Genomic DNA, 22,186 nt, shown 5'->3' with positions numbered 1-22,186 from the left:
AAAATAACAAAGGAGTTCAATTGGGTTAAATCCAATGAACTCCTTTATTTTATATAACTAAAAAAACGGAGGAATTAAATAAAGAGAACTTAGGAGTTTATCTTCTTCTATTGAAGTTACTTTTTTTATTTCAATACCTAACTTAATACACTTACTGTTGGTAATGCCATCAATTGTAGAAAGATAGATTACTTTGATGTATTTTCTGGATAAATAAATAAGCAAATCATCCTTACAGTATAAATCCTTATTCATTTCAATGGTCTCTACGCCTACGACCCTGTTGTCTTGCAAGACAAAAATTACCAATCTTTTATTATCATTATCATCTAGGTTGGTTATTTTATTTTCTGAAATCAGTATCGCTTTCCTTTCAAACATGACTATCTAATATAAAATTTTTGAATATTCAAAACATCATTTTCTTAAAACTATTCACTTTCAGCCTATGAAATTTATGTAACTAGAAATAGATATCAAATTAGTGATATTACAAAACATTAGTTTATAAAATTAAAATGATTTCAATTTATCATCCAGTATACTATTCCATTACTCCTTTGTACTTTATTTTTATCCAGAACATATCTTTTATTTGATATGAAAGTACCTTACGACACAGTGGTTGCGAGTAATCCGGCTTAGGTTAAAAAGTGGTTTGTATTTTGATGTGATTTATATTATTAAAAATGTAGTGTTCTATGGTTAAATAACCATAAATACTCTATATATAACAAGAACTTAAAAGTACTTTTATTGTTTGTAGTAACGTGAAAATTAACACAGCTATAATAAAACACTTTTATGTATAAATATTTAACGACTTCACTTTTTCTTTTAGTGAGCCTGTTAACTTTTGCACAAACAGGTACAGTAAAAGGACGAGTGTATAACCAAAAGAATAATGAACCTCTTGAATTTGCTACTATCAGAATTCAAGGAACAACTAATGGTACAACAACCGATTTAGAGGGAAATTATGAAATTGTGTATCGACCTGGATTCTACCGATTAGAAGTTAGCTATGTAGGATATGAAACAACACTATCGGCAGAAGTGCAAATTCAAGGTAACCAAACTGCTTTTATCGATATTGCTGTTCCCGAGTCATCAACACTTATTGATGAAGTTGTGGTCAGGCCAACTTTTAATCTGAAAAAAATTGAAAGTCCGGTTTCATTTCTCACTATTGGAGTAAGTGATATTGAGAAAGCAGCAGGTGTTAACCGTGATGTTTCAAAAGCATTACAATCGCTACCAGGGGTGGGGGCAACCGATCCTAATCGTAACGATCTGATTGTAAGAGGTGGTGGTCCTTCTGAAAATGTATTCTATCTCGATGGTATAGAGATCCCTATCATCAATCACTTTGCAACACAAGGCTCTTCGGGAGGAGTTGTGGGTATTATTAATCCCGATTTCGTGAGAGAGGTTAATTTCTATACAGGTGCATTTCCTGCCAACAGGCCCAATGCTTTAAGTTCGGTGATGGATATCAGGCAAAAGGATGGAAGTCGCGACCGTATCCACACTCAACTTGGTATAGGTGCATCAGATGCTGCTTTTACTATGGACGGACCAATCGGTGATAAAACTACATTTATCGTCTCAGCTCGCCAGTCATATCTTCAGTTGCTTTTCAAGTTCATAGGTCTGCCATTCTTGCCTACGTACAACGATTTTCAGGTTAAGTATAAATATCAGATAGATCCAAAGAATGAGCTCTCAATAATTGGTCTGGGTGCAATTGATAATATGACTCTTAATACCGATTTACAGGAAGACGGCACTGAGTCACAACGTTATCTTCTGGATTATCTACCTGTTTATCAGCAGTGGAACTATACAATTGGTGCTGTTTACAAGCATTTTAGCGATAATTATTTTGATACGTGGGTGCTCAGCAGAAATATGCTGCGAAACAAAAACTTCAAATATCCTGATAATGATGAATCGCAACCAAAAATATCAGACTATCGCTCAGATGAAGCTGAGAATAAGTTCAGATTTGAAAGAAGCTATCCCGACCTGCCCGTTAAACTACTGATTGGCGCCGGAGTAGCATACTCACACTATGAAAATGAAACCAATCGTAAAGTTTTCAGCAATGGATCTTTAAACGATCTTATCTATAATACAAAACTCGATCTATGGTCATATCAGGCATTTATTCAGGCATCTGATACTTATCTTAACAACCGTTTATCTCTTTCATTAGGATTAAACACAATCGGAAATAATTTCAACAATAATATGAAGAACCCTCTGAATCAGGTATCGCCACGATTCTCAGCTTCATACAGGTTAACAGATAAATGGGATATAAATGCTAATGTTGGTCGCTACGCCATGCGCCCTGCCTACACAACATTAGGCTACAAGGATGCCTCAGGACTGTTTATAAACAAAAATGAGAATCTTAAGCATATCATCTCCAACCAGGCAATTGCAGGCTTTGCCTATGAGCTCAATTTTAAACTTAGGTTTAACTTAGAAGGTTTTTATAAGCTATACAATAATTACCCACTCTCGGTAACAGACGGAATGAGTATTGCCGGAAAAGGAACAGATTATGGTCAAGTTGGCGATGAAGAGATAGTTTCAACCGGTAAAGGCAGGGCATATGGAATTGAATTTTCAGGAAAACTTGTTGATTATAAAGGTCTCAATAGCACTATAACATACACGCTTTTCAAGAGTGAATTCACAGGAGCAGATGGAATTTATCGTCCGTCAAACTGGGACACCCGTCACATGGTAAACCTTCTTGGCAGCTACAATCTCCCAAAAAACTGGAATATTTCTATGCGTTGGCGCTTTGTGGGAGGTGCACCATACTCACCAATTGATGTGGACCTATCTACAAATAAAGATGCATGGAGTGTAAACAACAGGCCATATATCGACTATGCAAATTATAATACACTACGACTGAAAGACTCTCATCAACTCGATTTAAGAATAGATAAGGAGTATTATTTTAAGAAGATGATGCTAAACTTCTATCTTGATGTACAGAACGCTTATAATTTCCAGTCGGAAAATCCACCAATTTATACAAATAAAGATGCAAGCGGAATGATAATGAATGACCCCTCCGATCCCGAAAAACAGTTATTGAGGCAGCTTGATTCTTTTAGCGGCACAGTATTACCGGCAATTGGAGTGATGATTAAGTTTTAACCGGTAAAAAGATGAATGTAATAAGAATTGGGAAATTGTTTTAAAGTATCAGACGATTTCCCAATTTTCTATTTCACCCTCAACAATCTTAAACAATGGGTGTGCATCCAAACATAATATCTTTTCAACTTGATTGAGTTTCTCAAGATCTCTTATTTTTAACTTCTTAAGCAGATGCTCTCTTTCATACTCCATTTGACCACTAGTAACGTTTAAACTACCGGGAGTGAAGCTCCAATCTATTTTATTCTTGTCAAAATTATAACTACGTGATTGTGCTTCAAACAAAACTTCACTCAAGTACTGATTAATTAAGTTAACTGCATCACCCGAATTCCTGAACCTGTTAAGCTGCGGATGATTTTTATAACCTTTAGTTCTTCCCTCCAAAACATGCTTGGCAAGCAATGCTTCTCTCCACAAAGCAACAAGTCCTTTTGTATCTAAGTATTTTGGGTGTAATGACCATAGTCTCATAAAAGTATGTTTTTACAAAGTTATCTTTTTTCTAAATAATATACTAATCAGCCATCTGTCGTCCTTTATTTAATTTACATTAATTTGAATTTAGTGTAAATCTATTGAAGGACTATTCAAGGGGATTTATAATACATAAGCAATACTTAGTCCAAAGATCGCTTATAGATCACTTATACATGGCTTATATATAGATAAGCCATGTATAAGCGATCTTCATACCAAGTATATGCTAAATAAGAAATAAGTCTCATTTATATCGCCGGAGATAATATTGTGATTTTCAATGCATTGTAAATGCTTGAAATAGAGTTTATAGAGTGTTATGATAGAAAATATATTCAATTTTATAAACATTTTCCAATTTGTTTTGTCTACTTTAGCAGATTAGTTATGATAAAAACAAAGATATTTAACGAACAGAGTAAACCTACAGAGAGAGAAAAAAGTGAAGTTGTCGATTTCTTATTCGATAATCTTCAGCAGTATGGCGACCCAAAAAATCAGATTGAAAGAGCAATAGATTATTCCACAAAAGAGTTTACTTCTTTTGGCGGATTTACTATGGTTCTGAAGGAGGAAGAAGAAATCAGAGCTGCAGTAGTGGTTAACAGGACAGGTATGGATGGTTATATCCCAGAGAATATCCTGGTGTATATAGCTACTGATAAAAACCATCGTGGTAAAGGAATCGGAAAAATGCTTATTGAACTCACTATTGAAAAAACGGACGGAGATATCGCGCTACATGTTGATGCTGATAATCCTGCTAAAAAATTGTATGAGAAATTTGGTTTTACTAATCCTTATCTCGAAATGAGGTTAAAAAAATAATTATGGCTGAACTGGTAATACAGACAGAGAAGATAAAAGAAAATATAAAGAGTTTAAGCGATTTTTTTGAAAAATATAATATACAGTGGAGCCTTGTAACTAAGGTGTTTTCGGGAGATAAAGAGTTTCTGAAACATATACTTACAGATGATGTAATTGAAAAAATAAACTCAGTAGGTGATTCACGATTAACCAGCCTGAGAAATCTAAGAGCAGTTAATCCAAATATGAGAACAATCTACATAAAACCACCTGCTGAGGTTTATGCAGATGAGGTTGTAGAGTATGCCGACATTTCATTGAACTCATCGCTAAGTACGATTATGGCTCTTAATGAAGCAGCCGGAAAACAAGGAAAAATTCACCAGGTTATCATAATGATTGAGCTGGGAGAACTGCGCGAAGGAGTTAATAGAGAAAACTTGATGTCGTTCTATGAAAAAGTGTTCGACCTCCCAAATATTGATGTAATCGGACTGGGTTCTAATCTTGGTTGCATGTATGGCATTGAGCCCAATTACGACAAACTGCTTCAATTATCAATATATAAAGAGTTGATTTCATCACGATTCAATAAAGATTTGAAATTCATATCAGGTGGGTCATCAATTACGCTCCCACTTATTAACCAGGGCACAGTACCCAAAAACATCAACCATTTTAGGATAGGAGAAGCTGCATTCTTTGGGGTCAGCCCTCTTAAGAATGAACAGTTTATGAATCTTCACACCGATACTTTTGAATTTAGAGCAAATATTATTGAGCTGGAGAAGAAAAAGATTGTACCCGAAGGTGTTTTAAGTGATGCTAACATAGGACACACAGCCGATTTTAGCGAAACCGACCGTCACGAAACAACAGTTAAGGCAATACTCGATTTCGGCATGCTTGATGTGGATGACGGAGACCTGACGGCACTTGACTGTGATATAAAATTTGTAGGTATAACCTCCGATATGATGGTTGTGGATTTAGGCTCAAATAAAACCAAAGATGGTAAAAAGAAATATCATGTAGGCGATGAAATAGTATTCAAAACCAACTACATGGCAGTTGCCAGATTACTGAACTCTAAGTTTATCGATAAGAGGTTTGTGTGAGGTGTTCTATACAAACACGACCTGACAGTACACATTTTACAATTGTTTTTCTATTAACTTGAACAATCGGATATCCTGCTTAAATATATTATATTGTGATTTCCATTTAAAATGTCCTATTTTTGTTATGATCTTATTGGAGGATTATTATGAAAGAACTTGAACAGAAACTATTAGACAGGGATATTAAACCAACTGCAGTGAGACTATTGATATTTAAGGCAATGGTGGAGTATCCGCAGGCATTTAGCTTATCAGATCTTGAAGCTGTATTAGAGACTGTTGATAAATCAACAATCTCCAGAACTATTACTCTGTTCCATAACCATCTGGTAATTCACAGTATTGACGATGGCTCAGGCTCAATGAAGTACTCGGTTTGTAATGATGATTGTCAATGCGAATTAAATGAACTCCATGTACATTTTAATTGCACTCATTGTCATAAAACATACTGCCTTGAAAGTGTTTCAATTCCTCCGGTTCAGTTGCCTGAAAAATTCTTGCTTGAGAACATCAATTTTGTTATGAAAGGTCTCTGCGATAAATGCTCCGAATCTTAAGTCAGAGCACAGCATTAGCAATTTGCAACTTGGTTGCGTAATTATCAATTTAACTTTGCTATGTAAATTGATAATTATATGGCACTAGATATCGCTAAAAATATTGAAACCAATTGTAACAATGATGCAGGGCGTTGTTGCGGAGATTTAAATAGAGAATCCTTAGAAAGCAATTCTGATTGGAAAACCTATATACCAATTACAATTACAGTTGTCATTTTCCTTTTTGGAATTGTTCTCGATTACTTTAAAACAGACTTCTTTAAAGGCAATATGCGTCTACTTTGGTATATTGTTGCCTATTTACCTGTTGCTCTGCCATCCTTTAAAAATGCCGGCACCGCTTTAGCTCAGAAGGACTTTTTTAATGAATTTACTCTGATGATAGTTGCCACACTGGGTGCATTCCTTATTGGAGAGTATCCGGAGGCTGTTGCTGTTATGTTGTTCTACACAATTGGTGAGATGTTTCAGAATTCTGCTGTACAGAAAGCCAGAAAGAATATTAAATCTTTACTTGATGTTAGGCCCGATAGTGCATCAGTTATCAGAAACGGATCAATATCAGTAGTTAATCCTGAATCAGTTGCTATAGGTGAATTTGTCCAGGTTAAAGCAGGAGAGAAGATTCCTTTGGATGGTAAAATGTTGACTGCTAAAGGAAGTTTTAATACATCTGCACTAACTGGCGAAAGTGTCCCAAGAACAATACGTGAGGGCGAACCGGTATTGGCAGGGATGGTTAATCTTAACAGTGTTATTGATTTACGGGTGGAGAAAAAATATGAAGATAGCTCACTTGCACGGGTACTCGAAATGGTACAAGAGGCATCGTCACGCAAGTCTAAGACTGAACTTTTCATACGCAGGTTTGCACGAATATATACTCCAATTGTTTTTGCTCTTGCACTTGCAATAACTATTATACCTTCGTTTATTGTCTCTGATTATCTTTTTTCCGACTGGCTATATCGTGCACTGGTGTTCCTGGTAATTTCTTGTCCCTGTGCACTAGTTATATCTATTCCATTAAGTTATTTTGGAGGTATAGGTGCAGCATCACATAATGGAATTCTGTTTAAAGGAGCAAATTACCTCGACTTAATTGCCAAAGTTAATACTGTGGTGATTGACAAGACAGGAACATTAACCGAAGGAGTATTTCAGGTACAGAAAATTGAATCTGTTTATCCTGATAAGGAAAAAATGATTGAGTATGCTGTAGCTCTTGAATCGAAATCGAATCATCCGATTGCTAAAGCCATGTTAGAATACCATCCTGATATTTTACCATATGACTTTAACATAGAGAATGTGGAAGAAATTGCCGGACATGGGATGAAAGGTTTGGTTAATGGGAAAGATGTATTGGCAGGAAATACTAAATTGATGAAACTTCACAAGATCAAATACGAACAGAAAATAGATGATATAAAGGAGACAGTAGTTATTGTTGCCATAAATAAAGAATATGCCGGATTTTTTGTAATTTCTGATAAAGTGAAGAAAGACTCTTGGAATGCAATATCGCGACTGAAGAAATTAGGTATAAAAACTACAGTGATGCTGAGTGGTGATAAAAAGTCGATTGTTGATGATTTAGCAAATGAGTTGAATATTGACTTTTCTTACGGTGATCTACTGCCTGAAGATAAGGTTTATCATATTGAGAAATTGAAGAAAGATTCTGATAACATAGTAGCATTTGTAGGTGATGGAATTAATGATGCACCTGCTTTAGCTATTAGTGATGTGGGGATTGCTATGGGTGGTATGGGTTCTGATGCAGCAGTAGAAATTTCAGATGTTGTGATCCAGACCGATCATCCATCTAAAATTGCCACGGCTATACAGATTGCACGTTCTACTCGTGCAATAGTTATTCAGAATATTGTGTTTGCTTTGGGTGTAAAGTCTCTAATAATGATATTAGGAGCCTTTGGAATAGCTTCAATGTGGGAAGCCGTGTTTGCCGATGTAGGCGTTTCTCTGATTGCTATACTCAACTCAATCAGAATATTAAGAAAAGATTTTAAATAATTTAAACTAACCTCATCACTTTGTCAACAGCATCATCAACCTGATCGATTGACTCTAATCCTAATGTCATGCAGTGCGTGTTGCCGGTGGTTAAGGCATATTTGATAGACTCCTCTCTTTCGTTATCTTTAACATGTCTACCTTCACCAAATATTTTCATGCCAATCACACCAATCCCTTTCGCTTTTGCTTTCCCAAGGAGTTCACTCACCATATAGGGGGTATTGTCCATATGGCTTTGGAATGGATTTATACGTGCTAAAATAATATCAACCCATGGATTATCTACAGCTTCTACCATTGCTTCCCAATTGTGGCATGAGACGCCAACTGCTTTTACGATACCATCTTCTTTTGCCTTGGCTAATCCTTCCATATAATGCTTACGGTTATTGCTCCATCCTGGCTGTATCAGGCAGTGCATTAAGAGAATATCAATATACTCAGTGCCTATTTCTTTGCGATAACGGTCGAGAGATTCACGTACAGGAGCATTCCTATCAGAACCATCTTCATATGTCCATATCTTTGTGAGAAGGGTTATTTTCTCGCGTGGCATGGATTTGATGGCATGCCCTACAAATGGGTGGGATCCATACGAATCAGCCATATCAAAGAATGTGATACCTCTGTCATATGCGTGATGTGCCATAGAAGCAAACTTATCCATTCCCAGTCGAGTCTGATTGGATGATTTGGAGCCACCAACCGATCCTGTGCCTAATGCTATTCTTGAAACAGTGAGTCCGCTGTTACCTAATTTAACTTTATCTATTTTGACTTCGGGTTTTAGATCGATATTAAATGAACCTTTCCCGGCAACCGTGAGACCTGCAAAACCTGCAAACCCGGTGTGAATAAAACTACGGCGAGATATCTTTTTCATTTAATTACAGATTTTTAATTAGAACTATTTTAACAGGACATACTCAAAAGTAGAAAATAATTTCTATAAATCAAGTAGTTGGGTGAAAATTATCCATTTTCATATTTACAATTTAAGTAATTCCTACTTCAACTTATTCACTTCAATCTTAAATTTTATAATTCTTTCAATTAAATCATAAGGAATAGGACATTTAAGAGGAAATTGTACAGATCCTTTGCCTTGTTTATATCCAGATAGTTTCTCTTTAAATTCATCATGTGCTTCAGGTGTAGCATACAAGCCTATGTAATTCTTATATGCTGCAAAGTAGATAAGAGGTCTTTTGTTAGTCTTATATCCAGGCATACCGTAAGCCATTTTTTCTTCTGCACCAGGAGCTAATTCTTTAACCATCCCTCATATTTTGTATAGAATTTCCTGGATTTCATCGGGGAAACTTTGTATGTATTTGTCTATCTCATTCATGTCTTCAAAAGTAGAAAATAATTTCTATAAATCAAGTAGTTGAAGAAAAATATGATATTGATTACCAATCATAATATATTAAGTATTTTCCAGAGGAATAATGTCTTATCTTTGTTGCATGAATATAGAGAATCAACAATCAACTATTTTATCTAATCTGGGTATTAATGCATTGAATAAGATGCAGTTTGAAGCTCAGAGAACGATAATGAATAAGAAAAATATTATACTGCTTTCTCCTACAGGTTCAGGAAAGACACTTGCATTTTTACTGCCGATACTGCAACTGCTTGACGAGAATATAAAAGGAGTGCAGTGCTTGATAATTGCTCCATCACGCGAACTTGCTATGCAAATAGAACAGGTGTGGAAGAAGATGTCGACAAAGTTTAAGGTAAATGTTTGCTATGGAGGGCATTCTATCGAAACGGAGCTAAACAACCTAAGTAATCCTCCGGCTCTGCTTATTGGTACTCCGGGACGACTTACAGACCATTTAGAAAGGGAGTCGTTTGATACGGGCAATATTAGAATATTGGTGCTGGATGAGTTTGATAAGTCACTTCAGCTGGGCTTTTTGGAGGAGATGAATGCTATTTTAAGTAAGTTGTCAAATCTTGAAAAAAGAGTTTTGCTATCTGCTACTTCCGATGTAGAGATACCAGAATTTGTTGGTATGGACTTTCCTGTAACTCTTGATTTTGTACATGAGGTGCAAAATGAGACTCTTTCACTTAAACTGGTAGTATCTCCCGAAAAGGATAAAATAGATACACTTTTTAAATTGCTTTGCAATATAAATTCTGAGGCTGCGCTAATATTTTGTAATCATAGAGAATCAGCAGAAAGAATCAGCAGCGTGTTAGTTTCCAAAGGTATAAATTGCGGATATTATCATGGGGGAATGGATCAGGATGACAGGGAAAGAGTATTAATACAATTCAGAAATGGTAGTCTTAATTTTCTTGTTACAACTGATCTTGGGGCAAGGGGGTTGGATATTCCGGAAATGAAACATGTGATCCATTATCATTTACCGGCAAAAGATGTAGATTTTACTCACCGTAATGGACGTACAGCACGTATGAATGCTTCCGGTACAGCATATATTGTTATATATAAAGAAGAGGCTTTGCCCGAATATATCCCGCAAGGTTTAGATATACTGCAACTGAAAGATGGTGGTCCATTGCCACAGCAACCGGAATACCAGACAATATATATTAGTGGAGGTAAGAAAAACAAAGTTAATAAAGGTGATATTGTGGGATTCTTTCTGCAAAAAGGAAGATTGGATATGTCTGATTTGGGTCTGATTGAAGTGAAAGACTTTGTATCCTTTGCCGCTGTCAGAGCGTCTATGGTTAAAACGCTTTTGAATAACATTAGAAACCAAAAGTTGAAAGGTAAGAAATATAAGATTGAGGTTGCCAGACAGGTAACTATATAAACAAAAAACACCTGCCGAAATATCGATAGGTGTTTTAATTTTTTTTGTGGGCGATGACGGATTCGAACCGCCGACATCCTGCTTGTAAGGCAGGCGCTCTGAACCAGCTGAGCTAATCGCCCTTTTTTTAATAACTGCTTTTCTTAATTTCTCATCTCTTTGAGTAGTTGTTTTCCTGAAAAGCGATGCAAAGATATACTCTTTTTTGAATGTGACAAAATTATTTCAATTATTTTTATCAAAATTTTTAAGACTCTATTATTATCACTATTTTTGTATATCGAAAAGAGGTATATAATATAATGAACATAAACCGACTGACAGCTATTTCACCAATTGATGGTAGATACAGAGATAAAACAGAAGCTTTATTTCCGTTTTTTTCTGAATATGCCCTCATAAAATACCGAGTACAGGTAGAAATCGAATATTTTATTGCTCTCTGCGAAGCGGGTATAAATTCTTTGCAGAATGTTGATGAGAATCAATTTGATCTGCTGAGAGCTATTTACAAAGGTTTCGACGAGGATGATGCTCAAGATATTAAAGAGATTGAAAAGATCACTAATCACGATGTGAAGGCAGTGGAGTATTTCCTTAAAGAGAAATTTGACAAGCTCCACCTTTCTGAACAAAAGGAATTTATTCATTTTGGTCTTACTTCTCAGGATATAAATAATACTGCCACACCTATGATGTGGCGTGATGCTTTGGAAACTGTTTACATCCCAGAGATGGAGCAGTTGATTTCGTTGATTGATGCTTTGGCGGAGGAGTGGAAAGATATTCCTATGCTAGCCAGAACTCATGGTCAGCCAGCATCTCCAACCCGTCTGGGAAAAGAGGTGAAGGTGTTTTCATACAGATTGACTAATCAATTGGAAGTGCTTAAACATATTCCTGCCAAAGCTAAATTTGGTGGAGCAACAGGAAACTTTAATGCTCACCATGTGGCTTATCCCGAGATAGATTGGAAAAAGTTTGGTAATGAATTCCTGTTCGAAAAGTTGAACCTGATCAGGGAGGAATATACTACTCAAATTTCTAATTATGATGCATTCGCTGCATCCTTTGATGCAATGAAACGAATTAATACTATCCTGATTGATTTCAACAGGGATGTATGGCAATATATCTCTATGGAGTATTTCAAGCAAAAAATCAAAGAGGGTGAAGTGGGTTCATCAGCTATGCCACATAAGGTAAATCCTATTGATTTTGAAAATGCTGAAGGTAATCTTGGTATTGCTAATGCACTTCTTGAACATCTGGCGGCTAAATTGCCTGTGTCAAGATTACAAAGAGACTTAACAGACTCAACTGTGATACGAAATATTGGAGTACCTATGGCACATGAGATAATTGCAATTAAAAGTACAACAAAAGGACTTCATAAGTTGTTATTAAACCGTGAGGCGATAGATAGAGATATGGACAATAACTGGGCAGTGGTTGCCGAAGGAATACAGACTATATTGAGACGTGAAGGGTATCCAAAACCATATGAGGCATTAAAAGAACTGACTCGCACAAATAATCATATTACTAAAGATAGTATCGCAGAGTTTATTGATAGATTGGAGGTGAGTGACAGTATCAAAAATGAACTTAAGGGAATTACACCTCAATCCTATACAGGAATTTAAAAAAGAGCAATTATTATTTATTGAATGTAATGTAAATACAAATTAAGGAAAATCCAATGCCGGTTGTTCCATTACATGATGGCCGGTACTGTTTTATTAAAATTGAAAAAAACCGTGAGGTTTAATAATTAAGACAAAACTAAATGCAACAATGACAACAAACAACGAAGAATCGCGCCCTAAAAGAAGTTTCTATAGTGCGCACAATGAGAGACACGCTTCCCCTAACAGAAATAATCAGGGTAATGAGCGAAGAACACAACAGGAGGGGTATCATTCTGAAAGATCCTATAACCAAAACAGAGGAGAACGCCCACAAGGTGGTTCATATGGTAATAGTGAGGGAGGCAATGTAAGAAAAAGACGCCCAAGAGTTGGTGAAAGGGTACAGGCTCAACAAAGAGGCCAAGGTGGTGGCGGTTATGGTAATCGCAGCTGGGGCAATCAATCACAGAGTTCAAATTATAAAACGACTACTAGCTCCACTGGTAAGAAACTTAAAAAGAAAAAACCGTTTAAGCAGATTAAATATAAGGAGAATGCAGATCCAAATGCTCCTATACGTCTTAATAAATTTATTGCTAATGCAGGTATCTGCTCACGTCGTGAGGCTGACGAGTTTATACAGGCTGGTGTGGTAACAGTGAACGGTGTAGTGGTAACTGAACTTGGAACAAAAATTACTCGTTCTGATGAAGTTAAATTCCATAATCAACCTGTTCAGCTTGAAAGTAAGGTATATGTTCTACTTAATAAGCCTAAAGGCTTTGTTACTACAACTGATGATCCTGAGAACCGTAAAACAGTGATGGAATTGGTGAAAAGTGCAGCATCAGAAAGGATTTATCCTGTTGGAAGACTTGATAGGGCTACTACAGGTGTTTTACTCCTTACAAATGATGGCGACTTAGCTTCCAAATTAACACATCCTAAATACGAGAAGAGAAAAATCTATCAGGTTTGGCTTGATAAACCGGTTGCAATGGAGCATATGCAGGCTATTGCAGATGGAATTGAGCTAGAGGATGGAGAGATACATGCTGATGCTATAAGTTACGTTACAGAAGAAGATCTTACTCAGGTGGGTATTGAGATTCATTCAGGTAAAAATCGTATCGTTCGCAGAATTTTTGAAAAACTGGGATATCGCGTATTAAAGCTTGACAGAGTATATTTTGCAGGTTTGACGAAAAAGAAATTATCTCGTGGTAAATGGCGTTATCTTTCAGAACAAGAGGTTAATATGCTCAGAATGGGAGCTTTTGACTAAATATTAATTTATAAATAATAACATTAAAATTTTCTGTCTATTACTGCAGAGATAAAAAATATTTTGCAACAAAATCTCTAATGGGAGATTAATCGTTGATTATGAAACAGATTAAGAGGACAAAAATATCGGAAGCTTTAAAGCTTACCAGTTTCGGAGAAGAGATAAATGTAAAAGGATGGGTTCGTACCCGCAGAGGAAATAAGAACGTAGGATTTGTTGCGTTGAATGATGGATCTACCATTCATAATATACAGATTGTTATAGATATAGCGCAGTTTGGTGAAGAGTTTCTTAAGCCAATCACAACAGGTGCATGTATTAATGTAAATGGCAAGCTGGTTGAGTCGCAGGGAAAAGGACAGTCGGTTGAGGTTCAGGCAACTGAAGTGGAAATTTACGGGCCGGCTGATCCTACTACATATCCATTGCAAAAGAAAGGACACTCTCTGGAGTTTTTGCGTGAAATAGCACATTTACGCCCACGTACAAACACCTTTGGAGCGATCTTCAGAATGCGTCACCACATGTCATTTGCAATTCATAAATATTTTAATGACAGAGGTTTTTACTACTTCCATACACCCATTATTACAGCTTCAGATGCTGAGGGTGCAGGTTCTATGTTTGAAGTAACCACTCTGGATTTTAATAATATTCCCAGGGATCAAGAGGGTAAAGTTGATTATTCACAGGACTTTTTCGGGATGCAGACCAACCTGACTGTTTCGGGACAATTGGAAGGTGAACTTGGTGCAATGGCACTTGGTGGAATTTATACTTTCGGTCCGACATTCCGTGCTGAGAATTCAAATACACCACGTCACCTTGCAGAGTTCTGGATGATTGAACCTGAAGTAGCATTCTATGATATCAACGACAATATGGATCTGGCTGAAGATTTTCTGAAGTACCTGATCCGATATGCACTTGATAACTGCAGGGATGATATAGAATTCCTTGCAAGCATGTATGACAAAGAGCTGGTGGATAGATTGCTATTTGTTGTTGAAAACGATTTCGTGAGACTAACATATACTGAAGGTATAAAAATACTTGAGGAGTCAGGTCATAAATTTGAATTTCCTGTTTTCTGGGGAGCAGACTTGCAATCAGAACATGAGCGTTACTTGGTAGAAAAACATTTTAAACGTCCTGTAATTCTTACTGACTATCCAAAAGAGATAAAATCATTCTATATGAAGCAGAATGATGATGGAAAAACTGTTCGTGCAATGGATGTTTTATTCCCTAAGATCGGTGAAATTATAGGTGGTTCTGAACGTGAAGCAGACTATGATAAGCTGATGAATCATGTCAATAACCTTGGTATGAACACAAATCCAATCTGGTGGTATCTGGAAACCCGTAAGTTTGGTACAGCTCCTCATTCCGGATTTGGTTTGGGTTTTGAGAGGTTAATGCTGTTCATTACAGGAATGACAAATATTCGTGACGTAATCCCATTCCCAAGAACTCCTAATAATGCAGATTTTTAATAATAGATGAAGAATATAAGAAACTTTTGTATCATAGCTCATATTGATCATGGAAAGAGTACTCTGGCAGATCGTCTGCTGGAGTTTACCAAAACTGTTGAAGGTAAAGATCTTCAAGCACAGGTACTTGACAGCATGGATCTTGAGCGTGAACGAGGCATTACGATTAAGAGCCACGCTATACAGATGGACTATGTATATGAGGGTGAGAAATATATATTGAATCTTATTGACACACCCGGACACGTTGACTTTTCGTATGAAGTGTCGCGTTCGATTGCAGCCTGTGAAGGTGCTTTACTCATTGTTGATGCTGCTCAGGGAATTCAGGCTCAGACTATCTCTAATGTTTATATGGCAATTGAGCATGATTTGGAGATTATTCCGGTTATTAATAAAATCGACCTGGATAGTGCAATGCCAGATGAAGTAGAAGATCAGATAGTTGAGCTTTTAGGTACACCCAGAGAAGATATCATTCGGGCAAGTGGCAAAACGGGTATAGGAATTGAAGAGATATTAAAAGCTATAATCAATAGGGTGCCTGCTCCGATTGGAGATTCTGAAGCTCCTCTGCAGGCACTTATTTTTGATTCCGTTTTTAACTCTTTCCGTGGTATTATTGCATATTTCAAGATTGTTAATGGTGTTATCAGAAAGGGTGATTCAGTTAAGTTTATAAATACAGGCAAGGAGTACGACGCTGATGAAGTGGGTATTCTGCGCTTAGGAATGGAGCCAAGAGATGAAGTAAGATGTGGTGATGTAGGGTATATAATTTCTGGTATTAAAACTTCGAAAGAGGTTAAGGTAGGAGATACCATTACTCATGTTAAACGTCCGGCAGATAAAGCGATTGAGGGTTTTGAAGAGGTGAAACCTATGGTTTTTGCCGGTGTATACCCAATCGATAGTGAGGATTTTGAAGATCTGAGATCCTCATTGGAAAAACTTCAGTTAAACGATGCATCTCTGACTTTTCAACCTGAATCATCTGTAGCTCTTGGTTTTGGATTCAGATGCGGCTTCCTTGGATTACTCCATATGGAAATTGTTCAGGAGCGTCTTGAGCGTGAGTTTAACATGGATGTGATAACCACTGTTCCTAATGTTTCATATAATGTTTATGATAAGAAGGGGAACAAAAAAGAGGTACACAATCCGGGTGGACTGCCTGATGTTACTCTGATTGACAGAATCGAAGAGCCCTACATACGCGCATCTGTGATCACATTTACTGAATATATTGGTCCTATAATGACCCTTTGTCTCGGAAAAAGAGGCGAGTTGATAAAACAGAACTACATTTCAGGTAATCGAATCGAGATAATATATGATATGCCACTTGGAGAGATAGTTATTGACTTTTATGATAAATTGAAAAGTATCTCTAAAGGGTATGCATCTTTTGACTATCATATGCATGATTACAGGCCTTCTAAGCTTGTGAAAATGGATATTTTGCTCAATGGCGAACCTGTTGATGCTCTTTCCACTCTTACGCATTTTGACAACGCACAGACCTTTGGTCGCAGGATGTGTGAAAAACTTAAAGAGTTAATTCCACGTCAGCAGTTTGATATAGCCATACAGGCAGCAATAGGTGCGAAGATTATTGCTCGTGAGACGGTAAAGGCAGTTAGAAAAGATGTTACTGCAAAATGTTATGGTGGTGATATATCTCGTAAGCGTAAACTGCTGGAGAAACAGAAAGAGGGTAAAAAGCGCATGAAGAAGGTAGGTAATGTGGAAGTTCCGCAAAAAGCCTTCCTGGCAGTATTGAAGCTTGATTAATTGGGTTTGCCATTATCTGGTTTCAGTAAAATAACTCATGAGTAATCACTGCACTTGAAGATGTTGTTTACTTTTTAATGTAGTTTATAATAATTTGATGTTAGAATCACTTCTGCAAAATTCATATTTTTCAGTTTTCGTAATTATAGCACTCGGTTTTTTACTTGGAAATGTTAAGATAAAGGGTGTTTCACTGGATTCCTCGGCAGTTCTTTTTGTGGCACTGCTGTTTGGTCACTTTGGTGTTGAAATTCCTAAAGTACTGGGCAATTTTGGCCTGGTACTTTTTATTTTTACTATTGGAATTCAGTCGGGTCCCGGTTTCTTTGATTCATTTAAAAAGAACGGGAAAAATATATTTATACTTTCAGTACTTATCATTGCCAGTTCCGGTGCAGCTGGTATAGGATTAGGTTATCTGTTTAATATTGATACAGAGGGCGTTCTTGGTCTGATTTCAGGAGCATTGAGCAGTACTCCTGCTTTGGCTACAGCAACTGATCTTACTGATTCTCCTCTGGTTTCAATCGCATATGGTATTACTTATCCATTTAGTGTAATCGGAATTATTTTATTTGTGAAGTTATTTCCCAGAATATTCAGAGTGGATCTGGCTAAAGAGGCTAAAAAAATTGAAGAGGTAAATAAAGAATTTTATCCTGAAGTTAAACAGGCAGTGTTTAAGGTGAAGAATCCAACTGTGTTTGGTAAAACACTTGCAAAGCTTCAGGTACGTTCTATGACAGGTGCTGTTATTTCGCGTTACTCTCATGAAGGTGTCATTTCTTTAGCAAAAGCTAGAACCAAACTGTATGAGGGGGATCTTATTAAGGCAGTTGGTACAGAAAACTCGTTAAGCCAGCTGGAGCTTTTAATCGGAGAAAAGACAGATATGAAACTGCCTGTAGGAAATAATCAGGTATCGGAATCACTGCTTGTAACTAACAAAAATATAGTGGACCAAACTCTTGGATCATTAAATCTCACTTCTGTTTATAGTTGCAATGTAACTTATATTAGACGTAGTGGGGTAATGCTTTCTCCTTCGCCTGATATTAAAATTAAATTCGGTGACAAGTTGGTTGTAGTAGGAGAGCAGGAGAATGTTAAAGAGGTAGGTATGCTTTTAGGTAATGATGAAAAGAAGCTTTCAAGTACCGACTTTTTTCCTATTGCCTTGGGTATTATTTTGGGTATTCTGGCAGGACAAATACAGCTCTCTTTTTCTGACTCATTCACTTTCTCACTTGGTTTAACGGGGGGTGTTCTTATTGTTGCACTTTTACTAAGTAAGGCAGGAAAAACAGGGAGTATTTTGTGGACTATGTCCGACACTTCAAATCAGTTGTTAAGACAGCTGGGGTTGTTGCTCTTTCTTGCAGAGGTTGGTACAACGGCAGGGGCAACGCTAATTGCCACTTTCCAGACATTTGGTTTACTTTACTTTTTTATTGGAATAGTAATCACACTGGTACCTATGATTCTGTCTGGCATTGTTGGTAAGTATGTACTGAAGTTAAACGCTTTGGAGTTGCTGGGTACAATAATTGGAGGAATGACAAGTACACCCGGTCTGGCAGCTGTGGGTTCAATGACCGATAGTAATGTGCCAAATCTGACTTACGCTTCGGCCTACCCACTAGCAATGGTGTTACTAATAATAATGCTGCAGGTAATTGGATTTATTGCACTATAGAATAAAATAAAAAAAGGCACGCCAATCACTTGGAATGCCTTCTCTTCAAAATAATAAATAAAGTAAATAGGCTGTACACACGCGAGTGTACAGCTTTTTTTATTAGTTAAAAGCTACAGCAGTTGGAATTAATCCTATTGCAGCTATTTTATTTTTTAATTTACCTTCTTTTGTGAAACAGTAAACTGTGCCCGGTGTCTGGTAATCGGTTTCCATGATGATAACATCTCCGGTCTCTTTGTTCACATCAATCCCATGAATTATGCCAACTTCCGTTCCGTCTGTTATGAAATTATCTGATATTACTTGTTCAGTGAGACAGTCATATACTAATACACTGTAAGGATTGCCGTAACTACCCTGAATGATGTATGCTTTATTTTCAAAGATTACGAATTTTCCGGGTGATGTGATCTCTTCAATTGTTGTAACTCTTCCATCTGTAGTAATTTTCTGAAATGAAGCATCTATATCTGTGTAGTTACCAAGTGCTGATATATATATGTTACCTCTGTTGTCTTTACCAATATTTGTTGGGTTTACTGCGACTTCAATCTCTTTTTCTACTGTAAAGCTGGAAATATCTATAATTGAGAGTGTGTTATTATATCCATCTAAAAAGTTTAGTCCTCCTGAATTTGCAACATATATTTTGTTGTTGATTATTTCAATACCATCTGGATCGAGACCTACTTTAACTGTAGCATCTATATCCAGGGAAACTGTATCAATTCGAGTAACAGTATCATCGAATGAGGTTACATATACTTTTCCTTCGTGTGCTATTAGCTGACGAGGCTGTTTGCTGCTCCCATCTTCCATCTTCATTGAAATCTGACGAATTGATTTACCGGTTGAAGCATCTGCAATCTCAATGGTTCCCGACACATTCATAACGATGTATAGCTTTGAACCATATTTTATCATATCATTTCCTACATCACCCAAACCACGCATATTTACTTCACGAAAGAAATCTTTTATGATCGAACCGGTTTCTATATCATACTTAGCTAAAGTGCTGTTGTTTTGATTAAAATTTCCCTCATTAAGTATAAGAATAGTGTTATTATTAATTGGTTTCTGTTCAATTGGATTATTGTTGTCAGAACAAGAAACAAGAATGATTAATCCTGTTAGCGTGAGTGTAAGGAGTAAGTTTTTTCTTTTCATAATTGTATATTTTTATTGTAAGTATGTTTAAAAATTATATGAGATATTCCATCTATATGATCGTCCCGGCATTGGGTAATTTAGTATTATCTCATAGTTATTGTTAGCAAGGTTTAGTATCTCAAAACTTAGGTTGATACTATCTTTTCCTGCTTTTATAATTTTAGATAAAGAAATAGAGTGATCAGTGTATCCATTAACTCGGAATTCTTTACTGTTATATGCGTTTGAATATCTTTGTCCGGACCAGATAAGTGTATATGAAATATCAAGCCATGGGAGGTTTATCAATGCCCTGGATGATCCTGAATGTTTTGGTGTATAAGGAATCTGATGATTCCAGGTGATCTTATTACGGTCAGTTTTATCTATTGCATCTTGGTATGAATATGATAACCCCAACAATAGATCAGCGATATTTGTAATATTTATATTGCTTTCAGCTGAAAAATCAATTCCATTTATATGTACTTTTCCCATATTTAACATTGTCCATTGATGTAGATTACCACTGGGATATGCTATTATTTTATTGTTTACTCGGTTATGATATGCATCCAAGGTAATAGAACCATTTGATTTACCATATGTTACTCCTAAATTGAACTGATGTGCACTCTCAGGCTGAAGATCTCTAAAACCTACTAATGGATAATAGAGGTCGTTGAAGGTTGGCAGTCTGAAACTCTCCTTATAAAAAGCTCTTACTCTAAAATTATTATCGATGAAGGGTTTAGCAGATACACTTAAGTGAGTAGTGAGTTTTCTCCTGTTGCTGGCTGGATCTCCGATATTTACTGACTCAAATGTTTGTGTGTATAGCAGGCTTGATGTTGCCATAATTTGTTCACCAACCCATTTAGCTGCAATAACCGAATGTGATGTTAAGCGTGATGGAGCAGCAAATGATTTCCGGTTGGAAAACATATTAGCATGGGTGATATCACTCGATAAAGAGAAGGAGATATTCTCGAATGCTCTGTATAGTGCCGAAGCTGATCCATATACTTCATTTTGAGTGAAGATATCTTCTATCTTACCATCACCACCCAGGAAAGTGGGGTCGAGATATTTTAAATATCCATTGTTATATTTAGCATTAATCTGAAACAGGAGTTTATTTGAATGTGAGTGCTCGAAATGACCTTGTGTGAAGAAAGTGTTATCCCATAAACGCTGTTTTGAAAAACTATCTGTATTATAGAAAATAGTTGCTCCCGGCAGTCCTCGTTCTGACTGATAATAATATATATTTATATTGGCCTTTGATCTGGGAGAGAAATCTGCAAACAGACCTGTTTCAAGTCGGAAGTTCTTTACATCACTGTTTTCACGATGCTCTACAGATGAACTATCATTACCTGCATCTCCATAATATAAAGTATAAGGGTATTTACCTTTTGCCAATGTTAATTCACTGCTGAAGGTAGCTGCAATTTTATCTGAAAATTTAATGCTGCTATTCATTGCCGGGTTAAATAGACCGAAGGAGCCACCTTTTACAGAAAGACTACCATTTAATTTTTCTTTGTTTTTGAATTCCGGCGTTTTACTATTTATATTTATTCCTGAGGCTGATGCAAAAGCTTTAGCTGGTAGGAAGATATTGTCGTTTTGACCGTTATTAAGTGTTACACTTTCTATATTATCTAGTGAAAAACGACCAATATCTATTTGCCCTGACTGTAAATCTGTTACTTCCAATCCATTGTAGCTTATACCAGTATGACTTGCTCCGAGTCCACGGACAGAGATAGTCTTCAATCCTCCTATTCCACCATAATCTTTCACAGTTACACCTGAAAAATGCTTTACTGCATCGGAAAGCTGTAAAGCATTCAGAGCTTGTATTCTATCATTGGATAGTATCTGAAATGGAGTAGTTGAGCGTATTTCTCTGTCTGCAGTTTTCTCTGTAATTACTATTTCAGGCAGATAGAGTGAGTCAGCAATATTCTGTGCAAATAAATTGTTGATTGACACAATTGCTGTAAATACAAATTGAAATGTAAGTTTTAATAATTTCATCTATACCGAATTAATTTCGGTAAAGCATAATGAAAATGAATCACGTAATAAATAGAGTTTTCGTGTCGTTTTCATGCTT

Annotated in this window: 17 protein-coding genes and 1 tRNA gene; 11 read left to right on the top strand and 7 right to left on the bottom strand. The window is 36.4% G+C overall.

Annotation, left to right across the window (positions count from 1 at the left end):
* Positions 1-57 precede the first annotated feature (57 nt).
* Positions 58-381, bottom strand: coding sequence for a hypothetical protein (locus BN1354_RS04500; protein WP_053826334.1), 324 nt, complete (start codon positions 379-381; stop codon positions 58-60).
* A gap of 423 nt (positions 382-804) precedes the next feature.
* Here BN1354_RS04500 and BN1354_RS04495 point away from each other — a divergent pair, with 423 nt between their 5' ends.
* A complete protein-coding gene (locus BN1354_RS04495; RefSeq protein WP_053826333.1) occupies positions 805-3,183 on the top strand; it encodes a TonB-dependent receptor in 2,379 nt (792 codons plus the stop codon).
* Positions 3,184-3,231: 48 nt separating this feature from the next.
* On the opposite strand, the gene BN1354_RS04490 is transcribed toward BN1354_RS04495, so the two are convergent.
* On the bottom strand, positions 3,232-3,660 hold the full coding sequence (locus BN1354_RS04490; protein ID WP_053826332.1) for a pyrimidine dimer DNA glycosylase/endonuclease V: 429 nt from the start codon (positions 3,658-3,660) through the stop codon (positions 3,232-3,234).
* A 393-nt stretch (positions 3,661-4,053) separates the two neighbouring features.
* On the opposite strand from BN1354_RS04490, the gene BN1354_RS04485 reads away from it, so the two are divergent.
* From BN1354_RS04485 to BN1354_RS04470, 4 genes are all read left to right on the top strand, one after another.
* A complete protein-coding gene (locus BN1354_RS04485) occupies positions 4,054-4,494 on the top strand; it encodes a GNAT family N-acetyltransferase (protein WP_045089520.1) in 441 nt (146 codons plus the stop codon).
* Positions 4,495-4,496: 2 nt separating this feature from the next.
* On the top strand, positions 4,497-5,594 hold the full coding sequence (locus tag BN1354_RS04480) for an alanine racemase (protein ID WP_053826331.1): 1,098 nt from the start codon (positions 4,497-4,499) through the stop codon (positions 5,592-5,594).
* Positions 5,595-5,743: 149 nt separating this feature from the next.
* Positions 5,744-6,157, top strand: a complete 414-nt coding sequence (locus BN1354_RS04475; RefSeq protein WP_045089522.1) for a Fur family transcriptional regulator — start codon at positions 5,744-5,746, stop codon at positions 6,155-6,157.
* A 78-nt stretch (positions 6,158-6,235) separates the two neighbouring features.
* On the top strand, positions 6,236-8,197 hold the full coding sequence (locus BN1354_RS04470; RefSeq protein ID WP_053826330.1) for a heavy metal translocating P-type ATPase: 1,962 nt from the start codon (positions 6,236-6,238) through the stop codon (positions 8,195-8,197).
* A gap of 1 nt (position 8,198) precedes the next feature.
* Here BN1354_RS04470 and BN1354_RS04465 read toward each other — a convergent pair whose 3' ends face one another.
* Complete coding sequence (locus BN1354_RS04465) at positions 8,199-9,083, bottom strand: aldo/keto reductase (protein WP_231623071.1); 885 nt, start codon at positions 9,081-9,083, stop codon at positions 8,199-8,201.
* 123 nt (positions 9,084-9,206) lie between these two features.
* Positions 9,207-9,479, bottom strand: a complete 273-nt coding sequence (locus BN1354_RS04460) for an iron chaperone (RefSeq protein ID WP_197271972.1) — start codon at positions 9,477-9,479, stop codon at positions 9,207-9,209.
* Between the two features lie 190 nt (positions 9,480-9,669).
* Here BN1354_RS04460 and BN1354_RS04455 point away from each other — a divergent pair, with 190 nt between their 5' ends.
* A complete protein-coding gene (locus BN1354_RS04455) occupies positions 9,670-11,001 on the top strand; it encodes a DEAD/DEAH box helicase (protein ID WP_053826329.1) in 1,332 nt (443 codons plus the stop codon).
* A 47-nt stretch (positions 11,002-11,048) separates the two neighbouring features.
* Here the strand turns inward: BN1354_RS04455 and BN1354_RS04450 are convergent.
* Positions 11,049-11,123 (bottom strand) — tRNA-Val (locus BN1354_RS04450).
* Positions 11,124-11,303: 180 nt separating this feature from the next.
* Between BN1354_RS04450 and purB the strand changes: the two genes are divergently transcribed.
* From purB to BN1354_RS04425, 5 genes are all read left to right on the top strand, one after another.
* Positions 11,304-12,647, top strand: coding sequence for an adenylosuccinate lyase (gene purB, locus BN1354_RS04445; RefSeq protein ID WP_053826328.1), 1,344 nt, complete (start codon positions 11,304-11,306; stop codon positions 12,645-12,647).
* A 151-nt stretch (positions 12,648-12,798) separates the two neighbouring features.
* Entirely contained in the window at positions 12,799-13,917 is a 1,119-nt protein-coding gene (locus BN1354_RS04440) for a pseudouridine synthase (RefSeq protein ID WP_053826327.1), read from the top strand.
* 101 nt (positions 13,918-14,018) lie between these two features.
* A complete protein-coding gene (asnS, locus tag BN1354_RS04435; protein WP_045089527.1) occupies positions 14,019-15,416 on the top strand; it encodes an asparagine--tRNA ligase in 1,398 nt (465 codons plus the stop codon).
* A gap of 6 nt (positions 15,417-15,422) precedes the next feature.
* Complete coding sequence (lepA, locus tag BN1354_RS04430) at positions 15,423-17,210, top strand: translation elongation factor 4 (RefSeq protein ID WP_053826326.1); 1,788 nt, start codon at positions 15,423-15,425, stop codon at positions 17,208-17,210.
* A gap of 97 nt (positions 17,211-17,307) precedes the next feature.
* Positions 17,308-18,906 carry an aspartate:alanine exchanger family transporter gene (locus BN1354_RS04425; protein WP_045089529.1) on the top strand — a complete coding sequence of 533 codons (1,599 nt, stop codon included), beginning with the start codon at positions 17,308-17,310 and terminating at the stop codon, positions 18,904-18,906.
* A gap of 102 nt (positions 18,907-19,008) precedes the next feature.
* Here BN1354_RS04425 and BN1354_RS04420 read toward each other — a convergent pair whose 3' ends face one another.
* A complete protein-coding gene (locus BN1354_RS04420; RefSeq protein ID WP_053826325.1) occupies positions 19,009-20,079 on the bottom strand; it encodes a DUF5074 domain-containing protein in 1,071 nt (356 codons plus the stop codon).
* Between the two features lie 27 nt (positions 20,080-20,106).
* A complete protein-coding gene (locus tag BN1354_RS04415) occupies positions 20,107-22,107 on the bottom strand; it encodes a TonB-dependent receptor plug domain-containing protein (protein WP_053826324.1) in 2,001 nt (666 codons plus the stop codon).
* Between the last annotated feature and the right edge of the window lie 79 nt (positions 22,108-22,186).

The organism is Lascolabacillus massiliensis (genome assembly GCF_001282625.1).
In the GTDB taxonomy this organism is placed as follows: Bacteria; Bacteroidota; Bacteroidia; order Bacteroidales; family Dysgonomonadaceae; genus Proteiniphilum; species Proteiniphilum massiliensis.
This window is presented reverse-complemented; position numbering and strand designations above follow the sequence as displayed.

Excerpts from the sequence above, each read along its gene's own strand:
- BN1354_RS04475 (WP_045089522.1), top strand. The coding sequence starts at position 5,744 with ATGAAAGAACTTGAACAGAAACTATTAGACAGGGATATTAAACCAACT.
- BN1354_RS04485 (WP_045089520.1), top strand. The coding sequence starts at position 4,054 with ATGATAAAAACAAAGATATTTAACGAACAGAGTAAACCTACAGAGAGA.
- BN1354_RS04480 (WP_053826331.1), top strand. The coding sequence starts at position 4,497 with ATGGCTGAACTGGTAATACAGACAGAGAAGATAAAAGAAAATATAAAG.
- BN1354_RS04500 (WP_053826334.1), bottom strand. The coding sequence starts at position 381 with ATGTTTGAAAGGAAAGCGATACTGATTTCAGAAAATAAAATAACCAAC.
- BN1354_RS04415 (WP_053826324.1), bottom strand. The coding sequence starts at position 22,107 with ATGAAATTATTAAAACTTACATTTCAATTTGTATTTACAGCAATTGTG.
- BN1354_RS04470 (WP_053826330.1), top strand. The coding sequence starts at position 6,236 with ATGGCACTAGATATCGCTAAAAATATTGAAACCAATTGTAACAATGAT.
- BN1354_RS04420 (WP_053826325.1), bottom strand. The coding sequence starts at position 20,079 with ATGAAAAGAAAAAACTTACTCCTTACACTCACGCTAACAGGATTAATC.
- lepA (WP_053826326.1), top strand. The coding sequence starts at position 15,423 with ATGAAGAATATAAGAAACTTTTGTATCATAGCTCATATTGATCATGGA.
- purB (WP_053826328.1), top strand. The coding sequence starts at position 11,304 with ATGAACATAAACCGACTGACAGCTATTTCACCAATTGATGGTAGATAC.
- BN1354_RS04425 (WP_045089529.1), top strand. The coding sequence starts at position 17,308 with ATGTTAGAATCACTTCTGCAAAATTCATATTTTTCAGTTTTCGTAATT.
- BN1354_RS04440 (WP_053826327.1), top strand. The coding sequence starts at position 12,799 with ATGACAACAAACAACGAAGAATCGCGCCCTAAAAGAAGTTTCTATAGT.
- BN1354_RS04465 (WP_231623071.1), bottom strand. The coding sequence starts at position 9,083 with ATGAAAAAGATATCTCGCCGTAGTTTTATTCACACCGGGTTTGCAGGT.
- asnS (WP_045089527.1), top strand. The coding sequence starts at position 14,019 with ATGAAACAGATTAAGAGGACAAAAATATCGGAAGCTTTAAAGCTTACC.
- BN1354_RS04490 (WP_053826332.1), bottom strand. The coding sequence starts at position 3,660 with ATGAGACTATGGTCATTACACCCAAAATACTTAGATACAAAAGGACTT.
- BN1354_RS04455 (WP_053826329.1), top strand. The coding sequence starts at position 9,670 with ATGAATATAGAGAATCAACAATCAACTATTTTATCTAATCTGGGTATT.
- BN1354_RS04460 (WP_197271972.1), bottom strand. The coding sequence starts at position 9,479 with ATGGTTAAAGAATTAGCTCCTGGTGCAGAAGAAAAAATGGCTTACGGT.
- BN1354_RS04495 (WP_053826333.1), top strand. The coding sequence starts at position 805 with ATGTATAAATATTTAACGACTTCACTTTTTCTTTTAGTGAGCCTGTTA.